At 74.3% G+C, this 19,137-nt stretch carries 17 protein-coding genes; 7 read left to right on the top strand and 10 right to left on the bottom strand.

The features are described 5' to 3' along the window. The first annotated feature begins 26 nt into the window (after positions 1-26). From glpK to VM636_RS24360, 3 genes are all read left to right on the top strand, one after another. Positions 27-1,583 carry a glycerol kinase GlpK gene (glpK, locus tag VM636_RS24370; protein ID WP_053913529.1) on the top strand — a complete coding sequence of 519 codons (1,557 nt, stop codon included), beginning with the start codon at positions 27-29 and terminating at the stop codon, positions 1,581-1,583. 132 nt (positions 1,584-1,715) lie between these two features. Next, positions 1,716-3,332 carry a glycerol-3-phosphate dehydrogenase/oxidase gene (locus tag VM636_RS24365; RefSeq protein WP_030418064.1) on the top strand — a complete coding sequence of 539 codons (1,617 nt, stop codon included), beginning with the start codon at positions 1,716-1,718 and terminating at the stop codon, positions 3,330-3,332. 169 nt (positions 3,333-3,501) lie between these two features. Next, the gene (locus tag VM636_RS24360) at positions 3,502-4,491 is read left to right on the top strand and encodes a PAC2 family protein (protein WP_030418063.1); all 990 of its coding nucleotides are present in this window, start codon (positions 3,502-3,504) and stop codon (positions 4,489-4,491) included. Positions 4,492-4,560: 69 nt separating this feature from the next. Here the strand turns inward: VM636_RS24360 and mshC are convergent, their stop codons facing one another. The 4 genes from mshC to VM636_RS24340 form a co-directional block, all read right to left on the bottom strand. After that, positions 4,561-5,790 (bottom strand): cysteine--1-D-myo-inosityl 2-amino-2-deoxy-alpha-D-glucopyranoside ligase, encoded by a 1,230-nt coding sequence (gene mshC / locus VM636_RS24355; protein WP_030418062.1) that lies wholly within the window; start codon positions 5,788-5,790, stop codon positions 4,561-4,563. A gap of 111 nt (positions 5,791-5,901) precedes the next feature. Continuing rightward, entirely contained in the window at positions 5,902-6,732 is an 831-nt protein-coding gene (locus VM636_RS24350) for an SCO1664 family protein (RefSeq protein WP_051821146.1), read from the bottom strand. Continuing rightward, on the bottom strand, positions 6,696-7,286 hold the full coding sequence (locus tag VM636_RS24345) for a DUF3090 domain-containing protein (RefSeq protein WP_030418060.1): 591 nt from the start codon (positions 7,284-7,286) through the stop codon (positions 6,696-6,698). Before VM636_RS24345 ends, VM636_RS24350 begins: the two co-directional genes overlap by 37 nt. A 97-nt stretch (positions 7,287-7,383) precedes the next feature. Then, positions 7,384-8,070 carry a histidine phosphatase family protein gene (locus VM636_RS24340; protein ID WP_338485718.1) on the bottom strand — a complete coding sequence of 229 codons (687 nt, stop codon included), beginning with the start codon at positions 8,068-8,070 and terminating at the stop codon, positions 7,384-7,386. Positions 8,071-8,131: 61 nt separating this feature from the next. Between VM636_RS24340 and VM636_RS24335 the strand changes: the two genes are divergently transcribed. Next, entirely contained in the window at positions 8,132-9,127 is a 996-nt protein-coding gene (locus VM636_RS24335) for a magnesium and cobalt transport protein CorA (RefSeq protein WP_030418058.1), read from the top strand. Between the two features lie 57 nt (positions 9,128-9,184). Here the strand turns inward: VM636_RS24335 and VM636_RS24330 are convergent, their stop codons facing one another. Beyond that, complete coding sequence (locus VM636_RS24330) at positions 9,185-9,973, bottom strand: hypothetical protein (RefSeq protein WP_030418057.1); 789 nt, start codon at positions 9,971-9,973, stop codon at positions 9,185-9,187. A gap of 313 nt (positions 9,974-10,286) precedes the next feature. Further along, complete coding sequence (locus VM636_RS24325) at positions 10,287-11,342, bottom strand: LLM class F420-dependent oxidoreductase (RefSeq protein ID WP_030418056.1); 1,056 nt, start codon at positions 11,340-11,342, stop codon at positions 10,287-10,289. Positions 11,343-11,455: 113 nt separating this feature from the next. Here VM636_RS24325 and VM636_RS24320 point away from each other — a divergent pair, with 113 nt between their 5' ends. Next, on the top strand, positions 11,456-12,442 hold the full coding sequence (locus VM636_RS24320) for an aldo/keto reductase (protein WP_338485716.1): 987 nt from the start codon (positions 11,456-11,458) through the stop codon (positions 12,440-12,442). Further along, complete coding sequence (locus VM636_RS24315) at positions 12,439-15,039, top strand: helix-hairpin-helix domain-containing protein (RefSeq protein ID WP_338485714.1); 2,601 nt, start codon at positions 12,439-12,441, stop codon at positions 15,037-15,039. The genes VM636_RS24320 and VM636_RS24315 overlap by 4 nt, the downstream gene beginning before the upstream one ends. 90 nt (positions 15,040-15,129) lie before the next feature. On the opposite strand, the gene VM636_RS24310 is transcribed toward VM636_RS24315, so the two are convergent. Beyond that, a complete protein-coding gene (locus tag VM636_RS24310; RefSeq protein WP_030418053.1) occupies positions 15,130-15,951 on the bottom strand; it encodes a hypothetical protein in 822 nt (273 codons plus the stop codon). A gap of 47 nt (positions 15,952-15,998) precedes the next feature. Here VM636_RS24310 and VM636_RS24305 point away from each other — a divergent pair, with 47 nt between their 5' ends. Continuing rightward, positions 15,999-16,187 (top strand): DUF5703 family protein, encoded by a 189-nt coding sequence (locus VM636_RS24305; protein ID WP_030418052.1) that lies wholly within the window; start codon positions 15,999-16,001, stop codon positions 16,185-16,187. Positions 16,188-16,305: 118 nt separating this feature from the next. Here the strand turns inward: VM636_RS24305 and VM636_RS24300 are convergent, their stop codons facing one another. From VM636_RS24300 to VM636_RS24290, 3 genes are all read right to left on the bottom strand, one after another. Continuing rightward, positions 16,306-17,115, bottom strand: a complete 810-nt coding sequence (locus tag VM636_RS24300) for a chaplin (protein WP_338485711.1) — start codon at positions 17,113-17,115, stop codon at positions 16,306-16,308. Positions 17,116-17,268: 153 nt separating this feature from the next. Next, positions 17,269-17,502, bottom strand: coding sequence for a chaplin ChpH (chpH, locus tag VM636_RS24295; protein WP_030418050.1), 234 nt, complete (start codon positions 17,500-17,502; stop codon positions 17,269-17,271). 156 nt (positions 17,503-17,658) lie between these two features. Then, on the bottom strand, positions 17,659-18,984 hold the full coding sequence (locus VM636_RS24290; RefSeq protein WP_030418049.1) for a M20/M25/M40 family metallo-hydrolase: 1,326 nt from the start codon (positions 18,982-18,984) through the stop codon (positions 17,659-17,661). Positions 18,985-19,137: the final 153 nt, after the last annotated feature.

Raw genomic sequence — 19,137 nt, 5'->3', positions numbered from 1 at the left:
AGACCCCCAGACCCCAGGAGCACACAGTGACCGACGACCACTCCGCCAAGATCGCCTCGCACGGCCACGGGCCCTTCATCGCCGCGATCGACCAGGGCACGACGTCCTCGCGGTGCATCGTCTTCGACCGGGACGGCCGTATCGTCGCCGTCGACCAGAAGGAGCACGAGCAGATCTTCCCGCGTCCCGGCTGGGTCGAGCACGACGCCACCGAGATATGGACCAACGTGCAGGAGGTCGTCGCCGGAGCGGTCGGCAAGGCCGGCCTCACCCGCGCCGACATCGCGGCGATCGGCATCACCAACCAGCGCGAGACCACGCTGATCTGGGACCGGACCACCGGTGAGCCGGTGCACCACGCCCTCGTCTGGCAGGACACCCGCACCGACGCGCTCTGCCGGGAGCTGGGCCGCAACGTCGGCCAGGACCGCTTCCGCCGCGAGACCGGGCTCCCCCTCGCCTCCTACTTCGCCGGGCCCAAGGCCCGCTGGCTCCTCGACAACGTGGCGGGCCTGCGCGAGCGCGCCGCCTCGGGGGACCTGCTCTTCGGCACCATGGACTCCTGGGTCATCTGGAACCTGACCGGCGGCGTCGACGGCGGCCGGCACGTCACCGACGTCACCAACGCCTCGCGCACCATGCTCATGAACCTCCACACCATGGCGTGGGACGAGAAGATCTGCGAGTCCATCGGCGTGCCCCGGCACATGCTCCCGGAGATCCGCTCCTCCGCGGAGGTCTACGGCGAGATCAAGGGCGGCAGACTCGGCGAACTGCTCGGCGGCGTCCCCGTCGCCTCCGCGCTCGGGGACCAGCAGGCGGCCCTGTTCGGGCAGACCTGCTTCGCCGAGGGCGAGACCAAGTCGACGTACGGCACCGGCACCTTCATGGTGATGAACACCGGCTCCAAGATCATCAACTCGTACAGCGGGCTCCTGACCACCGTCGGCTACCGCATCGGCGACGCCGAGCCGGTCTACGCCCTGGAGGGCTCGATCGCCGTCACCGGTTCGCTGGTGCAGTGGATGCGCGACCAGATGGGCCTCATCTCCACCGCGGCCGAGATCGAGACCCTGGCCCTGTCCGTCGAGGACAACGGCGGCGCCTACTTCGTGCCCGCCTTCTCCGGCCTGTTCGCCCCCTACTGGCGCTCCGACGCCCGCGGCGTGATCGCCGGCCTGACCCGCTACGTCACCAAGGCGCACCTCGCGCGCGCCGTGCTGGAGGCGACCGCGTGGCAGACCCGGGAGATCGCCGACGCGATGACCAAGGACTCCGGCGTCGAACTGGCCGCGCTCAAGGTCGACGGCGGCATGACCTCGAACAACCTGCTGATGCAGACCCTCGCCGACTTCCTGGACGCCCCCGTGGTGCGCCCGATGGTCGCCGAGACCACCTGCCTCGGCGCCGCCTACGCCGCCGGTCTGGCCGTCGGCTTCTGGAACGGCACCGACGACCTGCGCGCCAACTGGCGGCGGGCCGCCGAATGGACCCCCCGCATGGACGCGGAGACCCGCGACCGTGAGTACGAGAGCTGGCTCAAGGCCGTCGAACGGACCATGGGCTGGCTCGACGAGAGCTGACCGGGCCGACGACGCCGACGCGCCGGCGGCGGTCCTCCCGGGACCGGCGCCGGCCGCCCGCACGGGGCCGGGAGTCCCGTCCCGCCCCGGCGCCGCCGGAGACCGCCGGCCGAGAAGGAGCAAGAGGAAGCGATGACCACACAGTCCACCCTGCAGTCCGCACCCGCCCTGGGAACGCGCCTGCTCGCCGGCCCGAACCCGAGCCGCGCCGAGACCCGCGAGCTGCTCTCCCGGGCGTCCTACGACCTCCTCGTGATCGGCGGCGGCATCCTCGGCCTGTCCACCGCCTGGCACGCCGCGCAGTCCGGGCTGCGGGTGGCCGTGGTGGACGCCGGCGACTTCGCCGGAGCCACCTCCTCCGCCTCCTCCAAGCTGCTCCACGGCGGGCTGCGCTACCTCCAGACCGGCGCCGTGCGGCTGGTGGCGGAGAACCACTTCGAGCGCCGGGCCGTCTCCCGCCGGGTCGCCCCCCACCTGGCCCGCCCGCTCACCTTCTACCTCCCCGTCTACGAGGGCGGGCCGCACGGCGCGGCCAAGCTGGGCGCCGGCGTCTTCGCGTACTCGGCGCTCTCCGCCTTCGGCGACGGCGTCGGCCACCTGCTCTCGCCCGCCCGGGCCGCGCGGGACGTGCCGGAGCTGCGCACCGAGAACCTCAAGGCCGTGGCCGTCTACGGCGACGACCAGATGAACGACTCCCGCATGGCCCTGATGACGGTGCGGGCGGCCGTCGAGGCGGGCGCCGTGGTCCTCAACCACGCCGAGGTCACCGGACTGCGCTTCACCCGGGGCCGGGTGACCGGCGCCGAGCTGACCGACCGGCTCTCCGGCGACGCGTTCGGCGTCGACGCCCGGCTCGTGCTCAACGCCACCGGCCCCTGGGTCGACCACCTGCGCCGCATGGAGGACCCCGGGGCGGCGCCCTCCATCCGCCTGTCCAAGGGCGCCCACCTCGTGCTGCGGCGCACCTCCCCGTGGCGGGCGGCCCTGGCCACCCCGATCGACAAGTACCGGATCACCTTCGCCCTCCCCTGGGAGGACATGCTGCTGCTCGGCACGACCGACGAGGAGTACGAGGGCGACCCGGGGGACGTCGCGGCCACCGAGAAGGACATCGCCCAGATCCTCGACGAGGCCGCCTTCTCCGTCCGCGACCAGCAACTCGACCGGGACCTGATCACCTACGCGTTCGCCGGGCTGCGGGTGCTGCCGGGCGGACCCGGCGACACCGCGAAGGCCCGCCGCGAGACGGTGGTCACCGAGGGCCGCGGCGGCATGCTCTCCGTCGCCGGCGGCAAGTGGACCACGTTCCGCCACATCGGCCGCACGGTCGTGCGGACCCTCCAGGCACTTCCGGGCGGACCGCTGGGCGACGCCTTCGAACCGGTCTCCACGCTGCCGAGGAAGCTGCCCCTGCCCGGTGTCGCCAACCCGCACGCGGTCGCCCACCGGCTGCTCACCGACCACCCGGCGCCCGGCCCGCGCATGGCCGCCGACACCGCCCGGCACCTGGCCACGCACTACGGCTCGCTGGCGTTCGACGTGGCCCGGCTCGCCAACGCGGACCCCGCGCTCGCCGAGCGCGTCCACCCCGACGCGCCGGAGATCTGGGCGCAGGTGGTGTGGGCCCGCGACCACGAGTGGGCCGCGACACCGGAGGACGTGCTGCGCCGGCGGACCACGCTGACGGTCCGCGGACTGGCCACCGAGGACGTCCGGACGAAGGTGCGGGACCTGCTCGGCCGGCGGTGACGCGCGGTGCCGCGCCGCGGGGTCCCGCCCGCTCCGCCGTACGGGGTGTCCGGGCCCCCCGAACGGGGCAGTGATCCGGTCACCGCCCCGTGCAAGGGGGCTGCGGGCGGCCCCTCGTGACGCCGTAAGGTTGGGGGGTACGCGAGGGCTCGTCGGAAGGAGGCGCTGGGTGATCGAGCTCGAGGGGGTTCCCGAGCTGATCGACCCGGTCATGGTGGCCGCGTTCGAAGGCTGGAACGATGCCGGTGACGCCGCTTCCACCGCGGTCGCGCACCTGGAGCGGGAGTGGAAGGGCGAGGTGTTCGCGGCGCTGGACGCCGAGGACTACTACGACTTCCAGGTCAACCGTCCCACGGTCTTCATGGAGGGCGGCGTCCGCAAGATCACCTGGCCGACGACCCGGCTCTCGGTGGTCCGCGTCGGCGGCGACACACCGCGCGACCTGGTGCTGGTCCGGGGGATCGAGCCATCCATGCGCTGGCGCTCGTTCTGCAACGAACTGCTCGGCTTCGCCCACGAACTGGGCGTCGAGATGGTGGTGGTGCTCGGCGCGCTGCTGGGCGACACCCCGCACACCCGCCCGGTGCCGGTCAGCGGGACCACGTCGGACACCGCGCTGGCCGGCCGGATGGACCTGGAGGAGACCAAGTACGAGGGCCCGACGGGCATCGTCGGCATCCTCCAGGAGGCGTGCACCCACGCCGGGGTGCCGGCCGTGTCGCTGTGGGCGGCGGTGCCGCACTACGTGTCGCAGCCGCCCAACCCGAAGGCGACGCTGGCCCTGCTCAACCGGCTGGAGGACCTGATCGACGTCCGCATCCCGCTGGGCGACCTGCCCGAGGACGCGCGCGCCTGGCAGGTCGGCGTGGACCAGCTCGCCGCCGAGGACACCGAGGTCGCCGAGTACGTCCAGTCGCTGGAGGAGGCCCGGGACACCGCGGAGCTGCCGGAGGCGTCGGGCGAGGCGATCGCCCGCGAGTTCGAGCGGTACCTGCGGCGCCGGGACGGCTCCGGGCCGGGCGTCGGCGGCCACGCCACCGCGGAGGGGAGCGAGGGCCTGCCGGGCGCCCCGTACCTGAAGGACAATCCGAGCGGCCGCGCGCGCCCGCCGAAACCGCCGAAGGCGGGCGGGGACGACGAGGACTCCGCCGAGGACTGACCGGACCGGACGGCCGGGCGGGGGCGCTTCCACCGGGAAGCGCCCCCGCCCGCCGTTCCGGAGGCTCCGTCAGAGGGCCACGCCGAGCAGCGCGTCCACGGCGCGGGAGACGACCCCGGGCGCCCCGTCGTCCGTGCCGCCGTCCTCGCGCTGGCGGTCGGCCCAGCGGTCGACCGCGTCGAGCGCGGCCGGCGCGTCCAGGTCGTGGGAGAGGGCCGCGCGGATCTCCTCGACGAGCCCCTCGGCCGGCGGTCCGTCGGGCCGGGAGACGGCGGCCCGCCAGTGCTCCAGCCGCCGCTCGGCGTCCCGCAGCACCTGGTCGGTCCACTCCCAGTCCGACCGGTAGTGGTGGGCGAGGAGCGCGAGCCGGATGGCCGCGGGGTCGACGCCGTCACGCCGGAGCTGCGAGACGAAGACCAGGTTGCCTTTGGACTTGGACATCTTCTCGCCGTGCAGCGCGACCATCCCGGCGTGGACGTACGCCTTGGCCATCGGGAACTGTCCGGTGAGCACCTGGGCGTGGGAGGCGCCCATCTCGTGGTGCGGGAAGGCCAGGTCGGAGCCGCCGCCCTGGACGTCGAAGCCCATGCCGAGGTGGTCGAGGGCGATGGCCACGCACTCGATGTGCCAGCCCGGACGGCCGGGGCCGAGCGAGCCGCCGTCCCAGCTCGGTTCGCCCTCGCGGGCGCTCATCCACAGCAGCGGGTCGAGGGGGTTCTTCTTGCCCGGCCTGTCGGGGTCGCCGCCCCGCTCGGCGGAGAGCAGTCGCATCGCGGCGGTGTCGAGGCCGGAGACGGCGCCGAAGTGGGGGTCGCAGTCGACGGAGAAGTACACGTCCCCGTCCAGGTCGTAGGCGGCGCCCGCGTCCCGCAGCCGCTCGACGAGCGGGACGATGCCCGGTATGGCCTCCACGGCGCCTATGTAGTGCCGCGGCGGCAGCATCCGCAGCGCCGTCATGTCCTCGCGGAAGAGCGCCGTCTCCCGCTCGGCGAGGCCGGCCCAGTCGACACCGTCGCGCTCGGCCCGCTCCAGCAGCGGGTCGTCGATGTCGGTGACGTTCTGCACGTAGTGGACCTGCCGCTTGGTGTCGAGCCACACGCGCTGCACGAGGTCGAACGCGTTGTAGGTCGCCGCGTGTCCCAGGTGGGTGGCGTCGTAGGGCGTGATGCCGCAGACGTAGATTCGGGCGACGGGGCCGGGGGCGAGGGTGACCAGCGCCCCCGTCGCGGTGTCGTGGATCTCCAGGTCGCGGCCCTGACCGGGCAGGGCGGGGACCTCGGAAGCGGGCCAGGCATGCATGTCATGAGCCTAACCGGACGGATGTTCCGTACACGAACCGGACCGGGCCGGTTGGCCGGTCCTGCCCTCTTGCCTTCCGGCCACCGGTGTGCCGCGCCCGCCGCGGGGCCCTCAGACCGGCGGCCAGGGGATGGCGGGCCACTGCCCGCCGGGCACGGGGTGCCGGCCGGAGTCGAGCAGGGCGCCGACCCGGGCGCGGGTGGCGTCCAGTTCGGCCGGGGTGATCAGCTCCCCCAGCCGGTCGGCCAGGGGCGCTCCCTCGCCGAGCGCCTCCCGCAGGGCGTCCAGCACCGCCAGGGCCTCCCCGGTGAGCGGGTCCCCGGCCCAGCCCCACAGCAGGGTGCGCAGCTTGTCCTCGGTGTGGAACGTGACCCCGTGGTCGATGCCGTAGAGCCGCTCCCCCGCGGCGGGCAGCAGGTGGCCGCCCTTGCGGTCGGCGTTGTTGACCACGGCGTCCAGGACGGCGAGCCGGCGCAGGCGCTCGTCGTCGGCGTGCACGAGCAGCGCGGGGCGCCCGTCCTCGGTCTCGGCGAAGGCGACCGCCTTCCAGCCGGGGGCGGGCTCCTCGTCCTCGGCCAGGGCGAGCAGTGCGGTGCCGGGCAGGGCCTCGATCCAGAGCTGGCACATGCCCTCTCCGTAGGGGCCGTCGCGGAGCACGGTGGGCGGTATCAGGCCCCAGCCGGTCGCCTCGGAGACCTCGTACGCGGCGACCTCCCGCCGGGCGAGGGAACCGTCGGGGAAGTCCCACAGGGGCCGCTCCCCGGCGACGGGCTTGTACACGCACGCGGCCTCGCGGCCGTCGTGGGACACGGTGCCGTGGAGCACCGCGTTGGAGGCGCCGCGGATGCGTCCGCGCACGGTCAGCTCGCCCTCGGCGAGGAGCCGTACGGTCGCCGCGTCGTGGGTCACGCCCCGCGGCGGTATCCGTTCTGGCGCGGACATACGTGTCCTTCCGGGTCGAGCGGGAGGCTGCACAGCGGACACGGCGGCCGCCCGGCGTTGACGACGTCGAGGGCGCGCTTGGCGAAGGCCCTGGCCTGCGCGCCGGTGAGGCGGACCCGGAGCATCGGGGGGCCGTTCTCCTCGTCCTGGAGCATCCGCTCCTCGGCCTCCGCCAGATCCTCCTCGGACTCGGCGTCCAGCTCCACCAGGGCCTGCGCCTCGACGATCATGCGCTCGTCCTCGCCGTCCCAGGCGAGCGCCATGGTGCCGACGCGGAACTCCTCCTCGATGGGGGTGTCCAGCGGCGCCGTGTCGGCGTTCTCGGTGGGTGCCATGGCGGGGACGGCGGTGCTGCCGCCGCTGCGCCGGACGACCTCGTCGAGGAGTTCGTCCATACGCTCGGCGAGCGCGGCGACCTGCGTCTTCTCCAGGGCCACGCTGGTCACCCGGGAGCCGGCGATGGCCTGGAGGAAGAACGTACGGCGTCCGGGCAGCCCGACCGTGCCGGCCACGAAACGTTCCGGTTGGTCGTAGAGGAACACCTGACGGGACACGTCCTGTCTCCATGGAAGTCGAGAGGGTGGTCGGGAGGGATGCGGAAGGGCGGGAACGGGCACTGCCGCGACCGCCTCACCCTACTGCGGCCGACGATCACGGTGCGCCCGCACCGCCACCGACCGGGGCCTCCTCGGCGGGCGGCTCCTCGCGCGGCACCAGGGAGGCGAAGTCGCCGGTGTCGCCGAGGCGGACCAGGAAGGGCCGCAGCCGGGTGTAGCGGATCACGGTGACGGAGCAGGGGTCGACCGAGATCCGCTGGAAGAGGTCGAGGTGGAGGCCGAGCGCGTCGGCGACCAGGGACTTGATGATGTCGCCGTGGGAGCACATGAGGTAGACCGCGTCGGCGCCGTGGTCGCGCTCCACGCGCGCGTTCCACTCGCGCACCGCCTCGGCGGCGCGGGTCTGCATGGCGCGCATCGACTCGCCGCCGGGGAAGGCCGCGGCGGAGGGGTGGGCCTGTACCACCTCCATCAGCGGCTCGTCCCTGAGGTCGGCGAGCTTGCGGCCGGACCAGTCGCCGTAGTGGCACTCCCCGATCCGTTCGTCGGTGTGCGCGCTCAGGCCGGGGCGGGCCTCCAGCAGCGGCCGGACGGTCTCCTGGCAGCGCTGGAGCGGGCTGACGACGATCTCGGAGAGCGGCAGGCCGGCGAGCCGGCCGGGCAGCGCGGCGGCCTGCGCGGCCCCGCGTTCGTCGAGCGCGACGCCGGGCGTCCAGCCGGCGAGCACCCCTTCGGTATTGGCGGTCGAACGTCCGTGCCTGACCAGGATCAGCGTGGGCATGCGGCCAGGGTAGGCCCCGTACGCCGTGCGAACGCGCCGGGCCGGGGGGAGAATGCGTTCGATGATCGTCGACTGTGCCGTCTACCGCGACGGGCGCCGGTCGGAGGGGACCGAGGACCTCTCCGCCGCGCTCGCCGGGGCCCGCGCCGCGGGCGGCTTCGTGTGGATCGGGCTGCACGAGCCCACCGCGCAGGAGTTCGAGCTGGTCAGCCGCGAGTTCGGGCTGCACCCGCTGGCCGTGGAGGACGCCCTCAAGGCGCACCAGCGGCCGAAGCTGGAGGTGTACGAGGACTCGCTCTTCGCCGTGCTCAAGCCGGTCGTCTACGAGGCGCGGAGCGACTCCGTCTCGACCGGCGAGGTGATGGTCTTCCTCGGGGACGCGTTCGCGGTCGTGGTCCGGCACGGCGAGGCCGCCCCGCTCGCGGGGGTGCGCCGGCGCCTGGAGCACGAGCCGGAACTCCTCGCCAAGGGCCCCACGTCGGTGCTGTACGCGATCGCCGACGCCACCGTCGACCACTACCTGGAGGTCGCCGTCGCGCTCCAGAACGACCTGGAGGAGCTGGAGGCGGAGGTCTTCTCCCCGGACGGCGGCGGCACGCGCAACACGGCGTCGCGGATCTACGCCTTCAAGCGGCAGGTGCTGGAGTTCCGCCGGGCGACGGTGCCGCTGGCGCCGCCGCTGGCCCGGCTGGCGGGCACGGGCGCCTTCGGCGCGGTGGTGCCCTTCGTCGACGAGCGGGCGCGGCCGTTCTTCCGGGACGTCAACGACCACCTGCTGCGGGTGAACGAGTCGGTGGAGGGCCTGGACCGGCTGGTCTCCGACATCCTCTCGGCGCACCTGGCGCAGATGAGCGTCCGGCAGAACGACGACATGCGAAAGATCTCCGCGTGGGCGGCGATGGCGGCGGTCCCCACGATGATCGCCGGGATCTACGGCATGAACTTCGCGCACATGCCGGAGCTGGGCTGGGAGTGGTCGTACCCGGTGGTGATCGTGGTGATGGCGGGGCTGGAGCTGCTGCTCTACCGGCTGTTCAAGCACCGGGGCTGGCTGTAGCGCCGCGCGGGGCCCGCGGGGACGTGTGCGGGGCGGGCGGCGCGGCGCCCGGGGGCGTCAGACGGTCTCCGGCGCCGGTACGGCCGGGCCGCCGAGGGCGTCGCGCAGCTCGGGCGGGCGCAGCGTGACCAGGCGGCGCCAGCCGCCGAGGCGCTCGAAGAGGTACATCGCGCGGATGCCCGCCGCGAGCAGCGCCGAGCGGGCCCGCGACCAGCCCAGTACGCGGCCCATGTGGGCCATCACCGCGAGGCTCACGTCCCGGTAGACGCGGATCTCGGCGAGGGCGCACTCCCGCAGCGTCCGCTGGATGTACCGGCCGTGACCGGCGGCGGCCAGGCGCAGCAGTTCCTCGTGGGCGTAGGCGAGGTGGTTGTCCTCGTCGGCGGCGATCATGCGTACGGCGCGTCCCACGTCCGGGTGATCGGCGAAGTGCTTGCGCAGCAGCGCCATCTGACCGGCCGCGCGCTCCTCGGTGACCCGGCTGTGCGCGAGGTAGGTGATGATGTCCCGCACCGTCAGCGGGTGGTCGGCGCGGAGCCGGTCGTGGGCGAGACCGATGCCGTGCCGCTCCAGGAGCATGGTGTAGTCGGTCTCCGGGGGGACCTCCACCGGCTCCAGACCGCGTTTCCTGAGCAGTGCGTGGAAGATGCGCCCGTGCTTGTCCTCGTCCGCCCCGTGCCGGGCGATCTTGGGGGCGAGGTCGCGCTGGCTCTCGGGCGCCAGGGCCGCGATGCGCGCGTTCTCCCAGCCTCCCTGCGACTCCCCGCCGGCCGCGATGGAGCAGAAGAGACGGAAGGACTCGTCGTGGTCGAGGATCTCCTGGAACAGGCTCTTCGCCGAAAGCATCGGGGCACCTCTCTGCCTCTGCAGGGTCGTTCCGCAGGTCCGCAGGGCACGAGTCAACTGCGGGGCGGCGGACGCGGCAAACGCTCGGCGCGGTGGCTCCGCCGAACGGCGGACACGCACCGGGCGCGACAGGGGCGCGCGGACGCGTAACCCCGGGCGCGCGGGCGCGTTGTTCTCCGTGACGGCCGTGGCGGGGAAGACCCCCGAGCCCCCACCACGGCCGCGAGACCTCCCCGGCCCTCGGCCGCCACTGAGGTCTTTCGTTCGCGTCAGGCGGGACCCTGCGAGCCCGACGTGATCCACACGAGAGGCCCTAGGCCAGACCGGCGCGCTCCAGGGCCTCGGTACCGGCCCGGAGGGCGGCGATCCGCTCGTCCAGGGTGAAGCCCGCCGGGGCCAGGGTGAGGGTGGTGACCCCGGCGGCGGCGTAGGCCCGCATCCGGTCGGCGATCCGGTCGACGGAGCCGAGCAGCGTGGTGCGGTCGATCAGTTCGTGCGGCACGGCGGCCGCGGCGCCCTGCTTGTCGCCGGAGAGGTACTTGTCCTGGATCTCGGCCGCCGCCTTCTCGTACCCCATGCGGCCGGCCAGCCGGTTGTAGAAGTTCTGCCGGCGGCTGCCCATGCCGCCGACGTACAGCGCCGTGTAGGGGCGGAAGGTGTCGGCGAGCGCGGTCACGTCCTTGTCGTCGCCGAGGGCGAGGGGAAGGGTGGGGCAGACGTCGAAGCCGTCGAGGGTGCGGCCGGCCTTCTCCCGCCCGGCCCGCAGGTGCCGGACCGCGGTCTCCTCCAGGTGCTCGGCGGAGGGGAAGATCAGCAGGGCGCCGTCGGCGATCTCGCCGGTCTGCTCCAGGTTCTTCGGGCCGATCGCGGCGATGTAGAGCGGGATGTGCTCGCGCTGCGGGTGCACGGTCAGCTTGAGCGGCTTGCCCGGACCGCCGGGCAGCGGCAGCGTCCAGTGCGTCCCCTCGTACGACAGGCGCTCGCGGGTCATCGCCTTGCGCACGATCTCGACGTACTCCCGGGTGCGGGCCAGGGGCTTGTCGAACGTGACGCCGTACCAGCCCTCGGAGACCTGCGGTCCGGACACGCCGAGGCCGAGGCGGAAGCGGCCCCCGGAGAGCGAGTCGAGCGTGGCCGCCGTCATCGCGGTCATGGCGGGCTGCCGGGCCGGGATCTGGAAGATCGCGGACCCGACGTCGATGCGCTCGGTCTGGGCGGCGACCCAGCTCAGCACCGTGGCCGCGTCCGATCCGTACGCCTCGGCGGCCCAGCAGACGGCGTAGCCCAGCCGGTCGGCCTCCTGGGCGACGGCCAGGTTGTCCGCGTCCATTCCGGCACCCCAGTAGCCGAGGTTGATCCCGAGCTGCATGGCCGATTCCCCTTACCGATCAGTAACGTCGCTGGTGTCCCGACCTTAGCGCGCGCGACTCGGTTGTCCACAGGACCCCACAGCGCAACCCGTGGCCAGTAATGTCGGCGTTCATGGAGCACAGGCATCTCGGCCGCACGGGCCTGCGCGTGTCCCGCCTCGGGCTCGGCACCCTCACCTGGGGCCGCAGCACCGACGAGCACGCCGCCGCGGACCTCTTGAAGACCTTCTGGGAGGCGGGCGGGACCCTCGTCGACACCGCGGACGTGTACGGCGACGGCGAGGCCGAGTACCTGCTCGGCCGGCTCATGGAGGGCCTGGTGCCGCGCCGGGACCTGGTGATCTCGACCAAGGCGGGCAGCGTCCCGGACCCGGAGCGGCGCTTCGACGGCTCGCGCGGTCACCTGCTCTCCGCGCTGGACGCCTCGCTCGCCCGCCTCGGCACCGACCACGTCGACGTGTGGCACCTGCACGCCTACGACCCGCACACCCCGCTGGAGGAGACGCTGAGCGTCCTCGACCTGGCCGTGAGCACCGGCCGGGCCCGTTACGCGGGCGTCTCCAACTACTGCGGCTGGCAGCTCGCCAAGGCCGGCACCTGGCAGCTCGCCGCCCCGGGCGCACGGAACCCGCTCGCCAGCACCCAGATGGAGTACTCACTGCTCCAGCGCGGCATCGAGCGCGAGGTGCTGCCGGCCGCCCTGGACCTCGGCATCGGCGTGCTGCCCTCCTCACCGCTGGGGCGCGGGGTGCTCACCGGCAAGTACCGCAAGGACGCGACCCCGGCAGACTCGCGGGGCGCCTCGGACCAGCTGGCGCCCTTCGTCGCGCCCTACCTCGACCAGACGGCCGGTCACATCGTGGACGCGGTGGCGACGGCGGCCGACGGGCTCGCGGTGACGCCCTTGCAAGTGGCGCTGGCGTGGGTGCGCGACCGGCCCGGCGTGGTCGCGCCCATCCTCGGCGCGCGCACGGCACGGCAGCTCACGGCGGCGTTGTCGGTGGAGACCCTTAGTCTTCCTGACGAGATCCGCCGGGCGCTCGACGACGTGTCGGCGCCGGTGCACCGCTACCCCGACCACGACTGGAGCACGCTGTGAGCACGGAGCCCGTACCCGGCCAGGACACCGCGGAGTCCGGGGACACCGGGGGCGGCGTGGACGACACGAACGCCGCCGTCGGCGCGGGCACCGGGCCGACGGCGGGGACCGGACCGGCCGCGGAGGCCGGCGGTACGGACCGGGGCGGGGCGCGGACGCCGGCCGCCGGTGCCGGAGGGGACGGCGTGGACGAGGCGCGGGCCGCCTCCGCCGGGGTGCCGGGGGGCACGGGCGGGGAGCCGGAGAGCGCCGGGGAGCCCGGGGAAGGCGGACAGGCGAACGAGGGCGCCGGGGCCGCGGCAGACGGACGGACGGCGGACGCCGAGGCCGGGGAGGGTGGGCAGGCGAGCGGGGGTACCGGGCCGGAGGGGGACGGACAGCCGGAAGGGGGCACCGGGCAGCCCGGGGGACTCGGGCGGGAGGGGCGGCCGGACCCGGATGCCGGGTCCGAAGAGGAGGAAGCCGGTTCCCGGCCGTCCGAGGCCGAGGCGGAGCTGGCCGCCCAGCGGATCGAGCGGGAGCGCATCGAGCGCCGCAAGTCCCAGCGGCAGGCGCCCCTCGCCAGCGGCGCCAAGCTCAGCGGCACGGCCGCCGATCTGCTCGCCGCCGTACGGGCCGTGGAGAGCGGCGAGAAGCCCCCGGCGACGGTCTTCGCCGGCCCCGCGCCCGCCCCGCGCCGGCCGGCCCCCGAACCGCAGCGCCCGCCGCGCCCGGTGCCGGCGGGCCCGGACGCCGAGCCCGCGGGCCCCACGCCCGAGACCGTCCGGGCGGTGCGCGGCGTCCTCGCCGAGGGCGGTGCGCCCGAGGTGCTGGCCCCGCGGGCCGCCGCGCTCCTCGGCGAGTCGGCGGACTCCGCCCTGCGCGCCGACCCCTGGCAGTTGCTCCGGATCGCCGAGGTCCGGCCGCAACAGGCCGACGCCTTCGCCCGCGCGCTGCTCGGCGCCGGGGCCGGGCCGGACGACGACCGCCGGGGGCGCGCGGTGACGGTCTGGCTGCTGGAGCAGGCCGCGCTCGCCGGACACACCGCCCTGGATCTGCCCCGTCTCACGGCCACGCTGGCCCAGCACGGTGTCCCGGACCCCGACGCGGCCGTGCAGAACGCCCTCGCGGAGGGCGAGGCACTGGCCTTCCAGGACATCCTGGAGGAGCCCGGCGGGGCGCACGGCACGGCCCGTGCGCCGGGGGCCGCCGGGGAGTCCTCCGCCGAGGGCGACGAGGAGGAGGCCGAGGAGCGTCCGGTCCGGGTGCTGATCGGCCTGGAGCGGTACGCGCTCGCGGAGGAGAGCCTCGCCGACGGACTCGCCCGGCTCGCCGCCTCGACCCCGCGCGACCCCGGCACGGACGGCACGAAGGACACGCACGGGCCTGCGGGCCCCGGGGGCGACCCGGCGGACGGGGGCGGCGCGGGGTGGGAGCGGTTCGCCGGCTCCGCCGAGGGCGCCGCCGCCGACCTGATCCGGGCGGTCGCGGGGCACGCCCTGGTGGTGCACACCGGCGGGGAGGCCGCCCTCGCGGAACCGGCGGCCCTGCTGCGTGCCGCCCACCTGCTGGGCCTGCGGGTCTGCGCCGCCGCGCCCGGTGCGCTCGGCAGGGACCGCTTCGCCGCCCTGGCCGGCCCCGCGGCACCGGACCGGGAGGGCCCCGACGTCGTGACGGTGGCCGGGCTGCTCGCCGGGACGGAGGGACCGGGGCGGGACGCGGACGGCACCCTCGCCCTCAACCTGCTCGTCGTGGTGGACGCCCCCCAGGTGGACGTCGAGACGGGCGCCCTGCTGGTGGAGTCGCTCTCCGACGGCTCCCGGCTGGTGCTGGCCGGGGACCCCGGGGTGCTGGGGTCGGTGGGGCCCGGACGGGTCTTCGCCGATCTGCTCGCCGCCCGGATCTGCCCCCAGGTCGCCTCCCGCCGGCCCGATCCGGGTCCGCTGGGCGAACTGGTCTCCGGCATCGGCGCCGGGGAGCTGGGCCGGCCGGCGGCCCCGGGCAGGGAGATCGTGATCGTGCCGGTGCGGGACGCGGGCGAGGCCGTGCACCGCACGGTGCAGATCGTCGCGGACTCGGTGCCCCGCGCCCTCGGCCTGGCCGCCGAGGAGACCCAGGTGATCACGCCGGGGCACGGCGGCGCCGCCGGCACCCGGGCGCTCAACGCGGCCCTGAAGGAACGGCTGAACCCGGGGCCCGGCCGGTTCGGCGGCTTCGACCCCGGTGACCGCGTCGTCCACTCCCCTGCCCCGGGCCGCGCGGTGCCCGGCCGGGTGGTCAAGGGCGACGCCGACGGGCTGCACCTGTCCTGCGCGGGCCGGAGCGTGGTCGTACCGCGGGAGCGGGTGGAGCGGTCGGTGCGGCACGGCTGGGCGCTGACCGCGCGGCAGGCGGCGGGCGGGCGGTGGCCCGCGGTGGTCGTGGTCCTGCCCGGCGACGCGGCGCGGTCCCTCAGCCGGCCCTGGGTGTACACGGCCTTCGGCCGGGCCGGGCGCCACCTCTCCGTGGTGCACGGCGTGGAGCAGGCGCTGCCCCGGGCGGTCGCGGAGGTGCCGGAGAAGCCGCGGACCACCCGGCTGCCGGTGCTCCTCGCACCGCAGGACCCGGAAAACGGCTGAAGGACCCGGAGAACGGCTGAGAAACGCCGGTGGCGGTCGTGGAGGGCACCCCTCCACGACCGCCACCGGCGGCGCTGCCCCGTGCCGGGCTCAGCGCCCGGCGTCGAGCGGCTCCGGCTCCCCGTCGCCGTCCCGCTCCACCTCTTCCATGTCGGCGTCCTCGATGTCGTCGTCCACCGTGAGGCCCTCCGCGGCGTCGACCACGTCGTCCGCGTCGTCGTCCTCGCCCGCCCCGTCGGCCTCGTCTCCCTCGTCGTCCCCGCCGTCGTGGTCGTCTTCGTCGTCCTCGTAGCCGTGGAAGTCGTCGTCCTCGTCGTCGAAGACGGCGCTGACGTCGAAGCGGCAGACGACCCGCTGCGGGTCGACGTCCTCGAAGGGTGCCTCCAGCCATTCGCCGGGTTCGGCCGCCTCGTCGGCGGCCGTGACCCAGAGGGTCGAATCGCCCTCCTCCAGTCCGAACTCCTTGTGCCGGGAAGCGATCTCGTCGGCCTCGAACTCGCCGAAGAGGATGCCGAGCGCCCCGTGCACGGTCTCGGCGGCCTCCGGGTGAGCCTGGTCGTCGTCCGCCGCCTCGACCCAGCGGGCCTGGGCCATCAGCCGCTGTGGCTCCACGACGGCGTAGTCCCGGCGGATCAGCACGCTCAGCGCGTTCGGCTCCTCGGGCCCCGTGTAGGGGGGCAGGGTGTCGTCCCCGCCGGGGATCTCGAAGGGGGTGACCTCGTCGTAACGGTCGTACAGCAGTTCGTCGTACGCCTCTGCCGCCGCGGCCAGCAGGTTGAACGCCTCGAAGACGGCCGGGTCGTCCTCCCGCGACCGGCGCTCGACCGCCGCCAGGTGGCGGTCGAGCGCGGTCTTGACGGCCTCGGCGGCGGCGCGTACCTCGGCAGCGGTGGGCTGCGCAGCATCAGACATAGTGCAGACGCTATCCGTACCGGGCCCCAGACCGCACAATAGATGCGATGCCGGAATACGAATTTGTCGATGTGTACCTACCGCGTGCGGTCTCCCGCAAGGAGGCCGCACGCCTGCTGACGGACCACGCGGAGTACGGACACTGGGAGCTGTACCGCCTGACCCTGCTGCGCGACGGGAGCCGCAGGGTGCGGCTGCGTCGGCGGATCATCCGCCAGGTCCGTGCCACCTGGTGAGACCGGGGCGAGCCCGGCCCTCCGTGGCCGGGAGACATCACGGAGCGGGTCCCGCGCGTGCGGGGCCCGCTCCGTGTGTGGTGGCGCGTGCGCGTCGGGTGGCGCCGGGGCGCGCGCCTCAGGCGGCGGTGCGCGCCTTGCGGTAGAGCACGGCGCCCGCGAGGAGCGCGCCGGCGCCGGCCGGCAGCACGAGGCCGAGCGGGAGTTCGCTGCCGGTCGCGGCGAGCTGCGCGGTCCGCGGGTGGCTGACGCCGGTCGCGGGGGTGTCCGGGGTCCGGGGCTCACCCGGGGTGCCGGGGTCACGCGGCTCGCCGGGGGTGCCGGGCTCACCGGGGTTCCCCGGAGTACCGGGCTCACCGGGCTCACCAGGGGTGCCGGGCTCACCGGGGGTGCCCGGTTCACCGGGCTCACCGGGTTCACCAGGAGTCCCCGGCTCCCCGGGCTCCCCCGGCTCACCAGGGATGCCGGGCTCGCCCGGCTCGCCCGGAGGCGTCCCGTGGTCGCCGCCGTTGGCGCAGCCGTTGCCCGCGGCCGGGTTGAGGACGCCGACGACGTCGACGCTGTTGCCGCATACGTTGACCGGCACGTCGACCGGCACCTGGACCTGGTTGCCGGAGGCGACGCCCGGCGATCCGGTGGTGTGGCCGCCGGCCTGCGCACCGCCCTGGCCGGCGCCGGCGCCGCCGCCCTGGTTGGCACAGGCGTTGCCCATCGCCGGGTTGAGGAGGCCGACGACGCTGATCGTGTTGCCGCACAGGTTGACCGGGACGTGCACCGGCACCTGCACCGTGTTGCCGGACAGCACGCCGGGCGAACCCGAACTCGCCCCGTACGCCCCGGAGTCGGCGTGGGCGACTCCGCCCGCGGCGGCGATCACGCCGGTGGCGGCCGCCATCGTCATCAGGCCCTTGCGGGTGACCTGTCGCATTTCGTGAAACCTGCCTTGCCCTAGTCCCGTAGTCCCGTTGTCCCGAAAAACACTGGAGCCCTCCGGCCTCCACCCCCCGAGCGCTCGGCCCCGGAGCGCGTGGTGCGCGCCCCGGGGCCGAGCGGCTCAGTCCTCAGGGGACGAGGCGCAACGTCACTTGTTGATGCAGACGTTGCCGAAGGCCGGGTTCAGCAGGCCGATCACGGAGACCGTGTTGCCGCAGACGTTCACCGGGACGTGCACGGGAACCTGCACGACGTTGCCGGACAGGACGCCCGGCGAGTGCACGGCGGCACCCTGGGCACCCGAGTCGGCGGCGGCGAGGCCCGCGCCCGCGAGAACCAGCCCACCGGTGGCAGCCGCGACGGCGACGACCTTCTTGATCATTGTTCCTCCTAGTTAGCAACGTGCGATCCCCACTTGCCGATCGCACCCCGTGTAACGAGGAGGGAGTAATGAGGCTACGAGCTTATGAGCGCATTCACCCGTCCCGGTCGGTCACCGCACACCCGGACGAATACGGACGGGTGTACGCGGGCGTGGTCACGAGGCGTCGAGGAAGCGGTCGAGCACCCGCACACCGAACTTGAGTCCGTCCACCGGGACGCGTTCGTCCACCCCGTGGAACATGCCCGCGAAGTCCAGCTCGGGCGGCAGCTTCAGCGGTGCGAAGCCGAAGCAGCGGATGCCCAGGTCGTCGAAGGACTTGGCGTCGGTGCCGCCGGAGAGCATGTAGGGCACCGCCCGCGCGATGGGGTCCTCGGCGCTCAGCGCGGTCTGCATGGCGTCGACGAGCCGGCCGTCGAAGTCGGTCTCCAGCGCCTTGTCGGCGTGCACGTCCTCGCGCCGGACCCGCGGGCCGAGGATGCGGTCGAGGTCGGCGAGGAACTCCTCCTCGTACCCCGGCAGGAAGCGCCCGTCGACGTGGGCGACGGCCTGGCCGGGGATGACGTTGACCTTGTAGCCGGCGCCGAGCATGGTGGGCGCGGCCGAGTTGCGCAGGGTCGTGCCGATCATGCGGGCGATGCCGCCCAGCTTGGCGAGGGTCTCCTCCATGTTCTCGGGGTCGAGTTCGGTGCCGAGCGCGTCGGACAGCTCGTCGAGGAAGGCCCGCACGGTCTTGGTGACACGGACCGGCCACTGGTGCCGGCCGAGCCGGGCGACGGCGTCGCACAGTTCGGTGATGGCGTTGTCGTCGTTGGTCATCGAGCCGTGGCCGGCCGTGCCGTCGACGGTCAGCCGCATCCAGTGCATGCCCTTCTCGGCGGTCTCCACGAGGTAGAGGCGCAGCTTCTCGTTGACCGTGAAGGAGAAGCCGCCGACCTCGCCGATCGCCTCGGTGACGCCCTCGAACAGCTCGGGGTGGTGCCGGACGAGGTGCTTGGCGCCGTACGTCCCGCCCGCCTCCTCGTCCGCGAGGAAGGCCAGGACGATGTCGCGGGGCGGCTTGCGCCCGGTGCGCATCCGCTCGCGGACGACCGCGAGGGTCATCGCGTCCATGTCCTTCATGTCGACGGCGCCGCGCCCCCACACGCACCCGTCGGCGATCTCGCCGGAGAAGGGGTGGTGGGTCCAGTCGTCGGCGTTGGCCGGGACGACGTCGGTGTGGCCGTGGATGAGCAGCGCGGGCCGCGAGGGGTCCTCGCCCTCGATGCGGGCCACGGTGGAGGCCCGGCCCGGGTGGGACTCGAAGATCCGCGGTTCGAGACCCACCTCGGCGAGCTTCTCGGCGACGTACTCGGCCGCCTTGCGCTCGCCGGGCCCCGAGTGGTCGCCGTAGTTGCTGGTGTCGATCCGGATCAGCTCGCGGCAGAGGTCGACGACCTCGTCCTCGCCGGTGGCGCTGTCGGCCGTGCCCTTCTCGCTCACGTGCTTCCTCCCGCTGTCACTGCTGGTGGGTCCCCCCATCCTGCCCGTCCGGCCGGTGCGGCCCAAGCCGGGTCCCGGCCCCGTCGCGCCGCGTTCACGCCGGGCCGGGGGGTGATCGGGCACCCCCGAAAGCCTGGTAATGTTTACGTCGTC

It is taken from the genome of Streptomyces sp. SCSIO 75703 (assembly GCF_036607905.1).
Lineage (GTDB): Bacteria > Actinomycetota > Actinomycetes > Streptomycetales > Streptomycetaceae > Streptomyces.
Note: the sequence above shows the minus strand (reverse complement) of the source record. Positions and strands in the feature narration are given on the sequence as shown.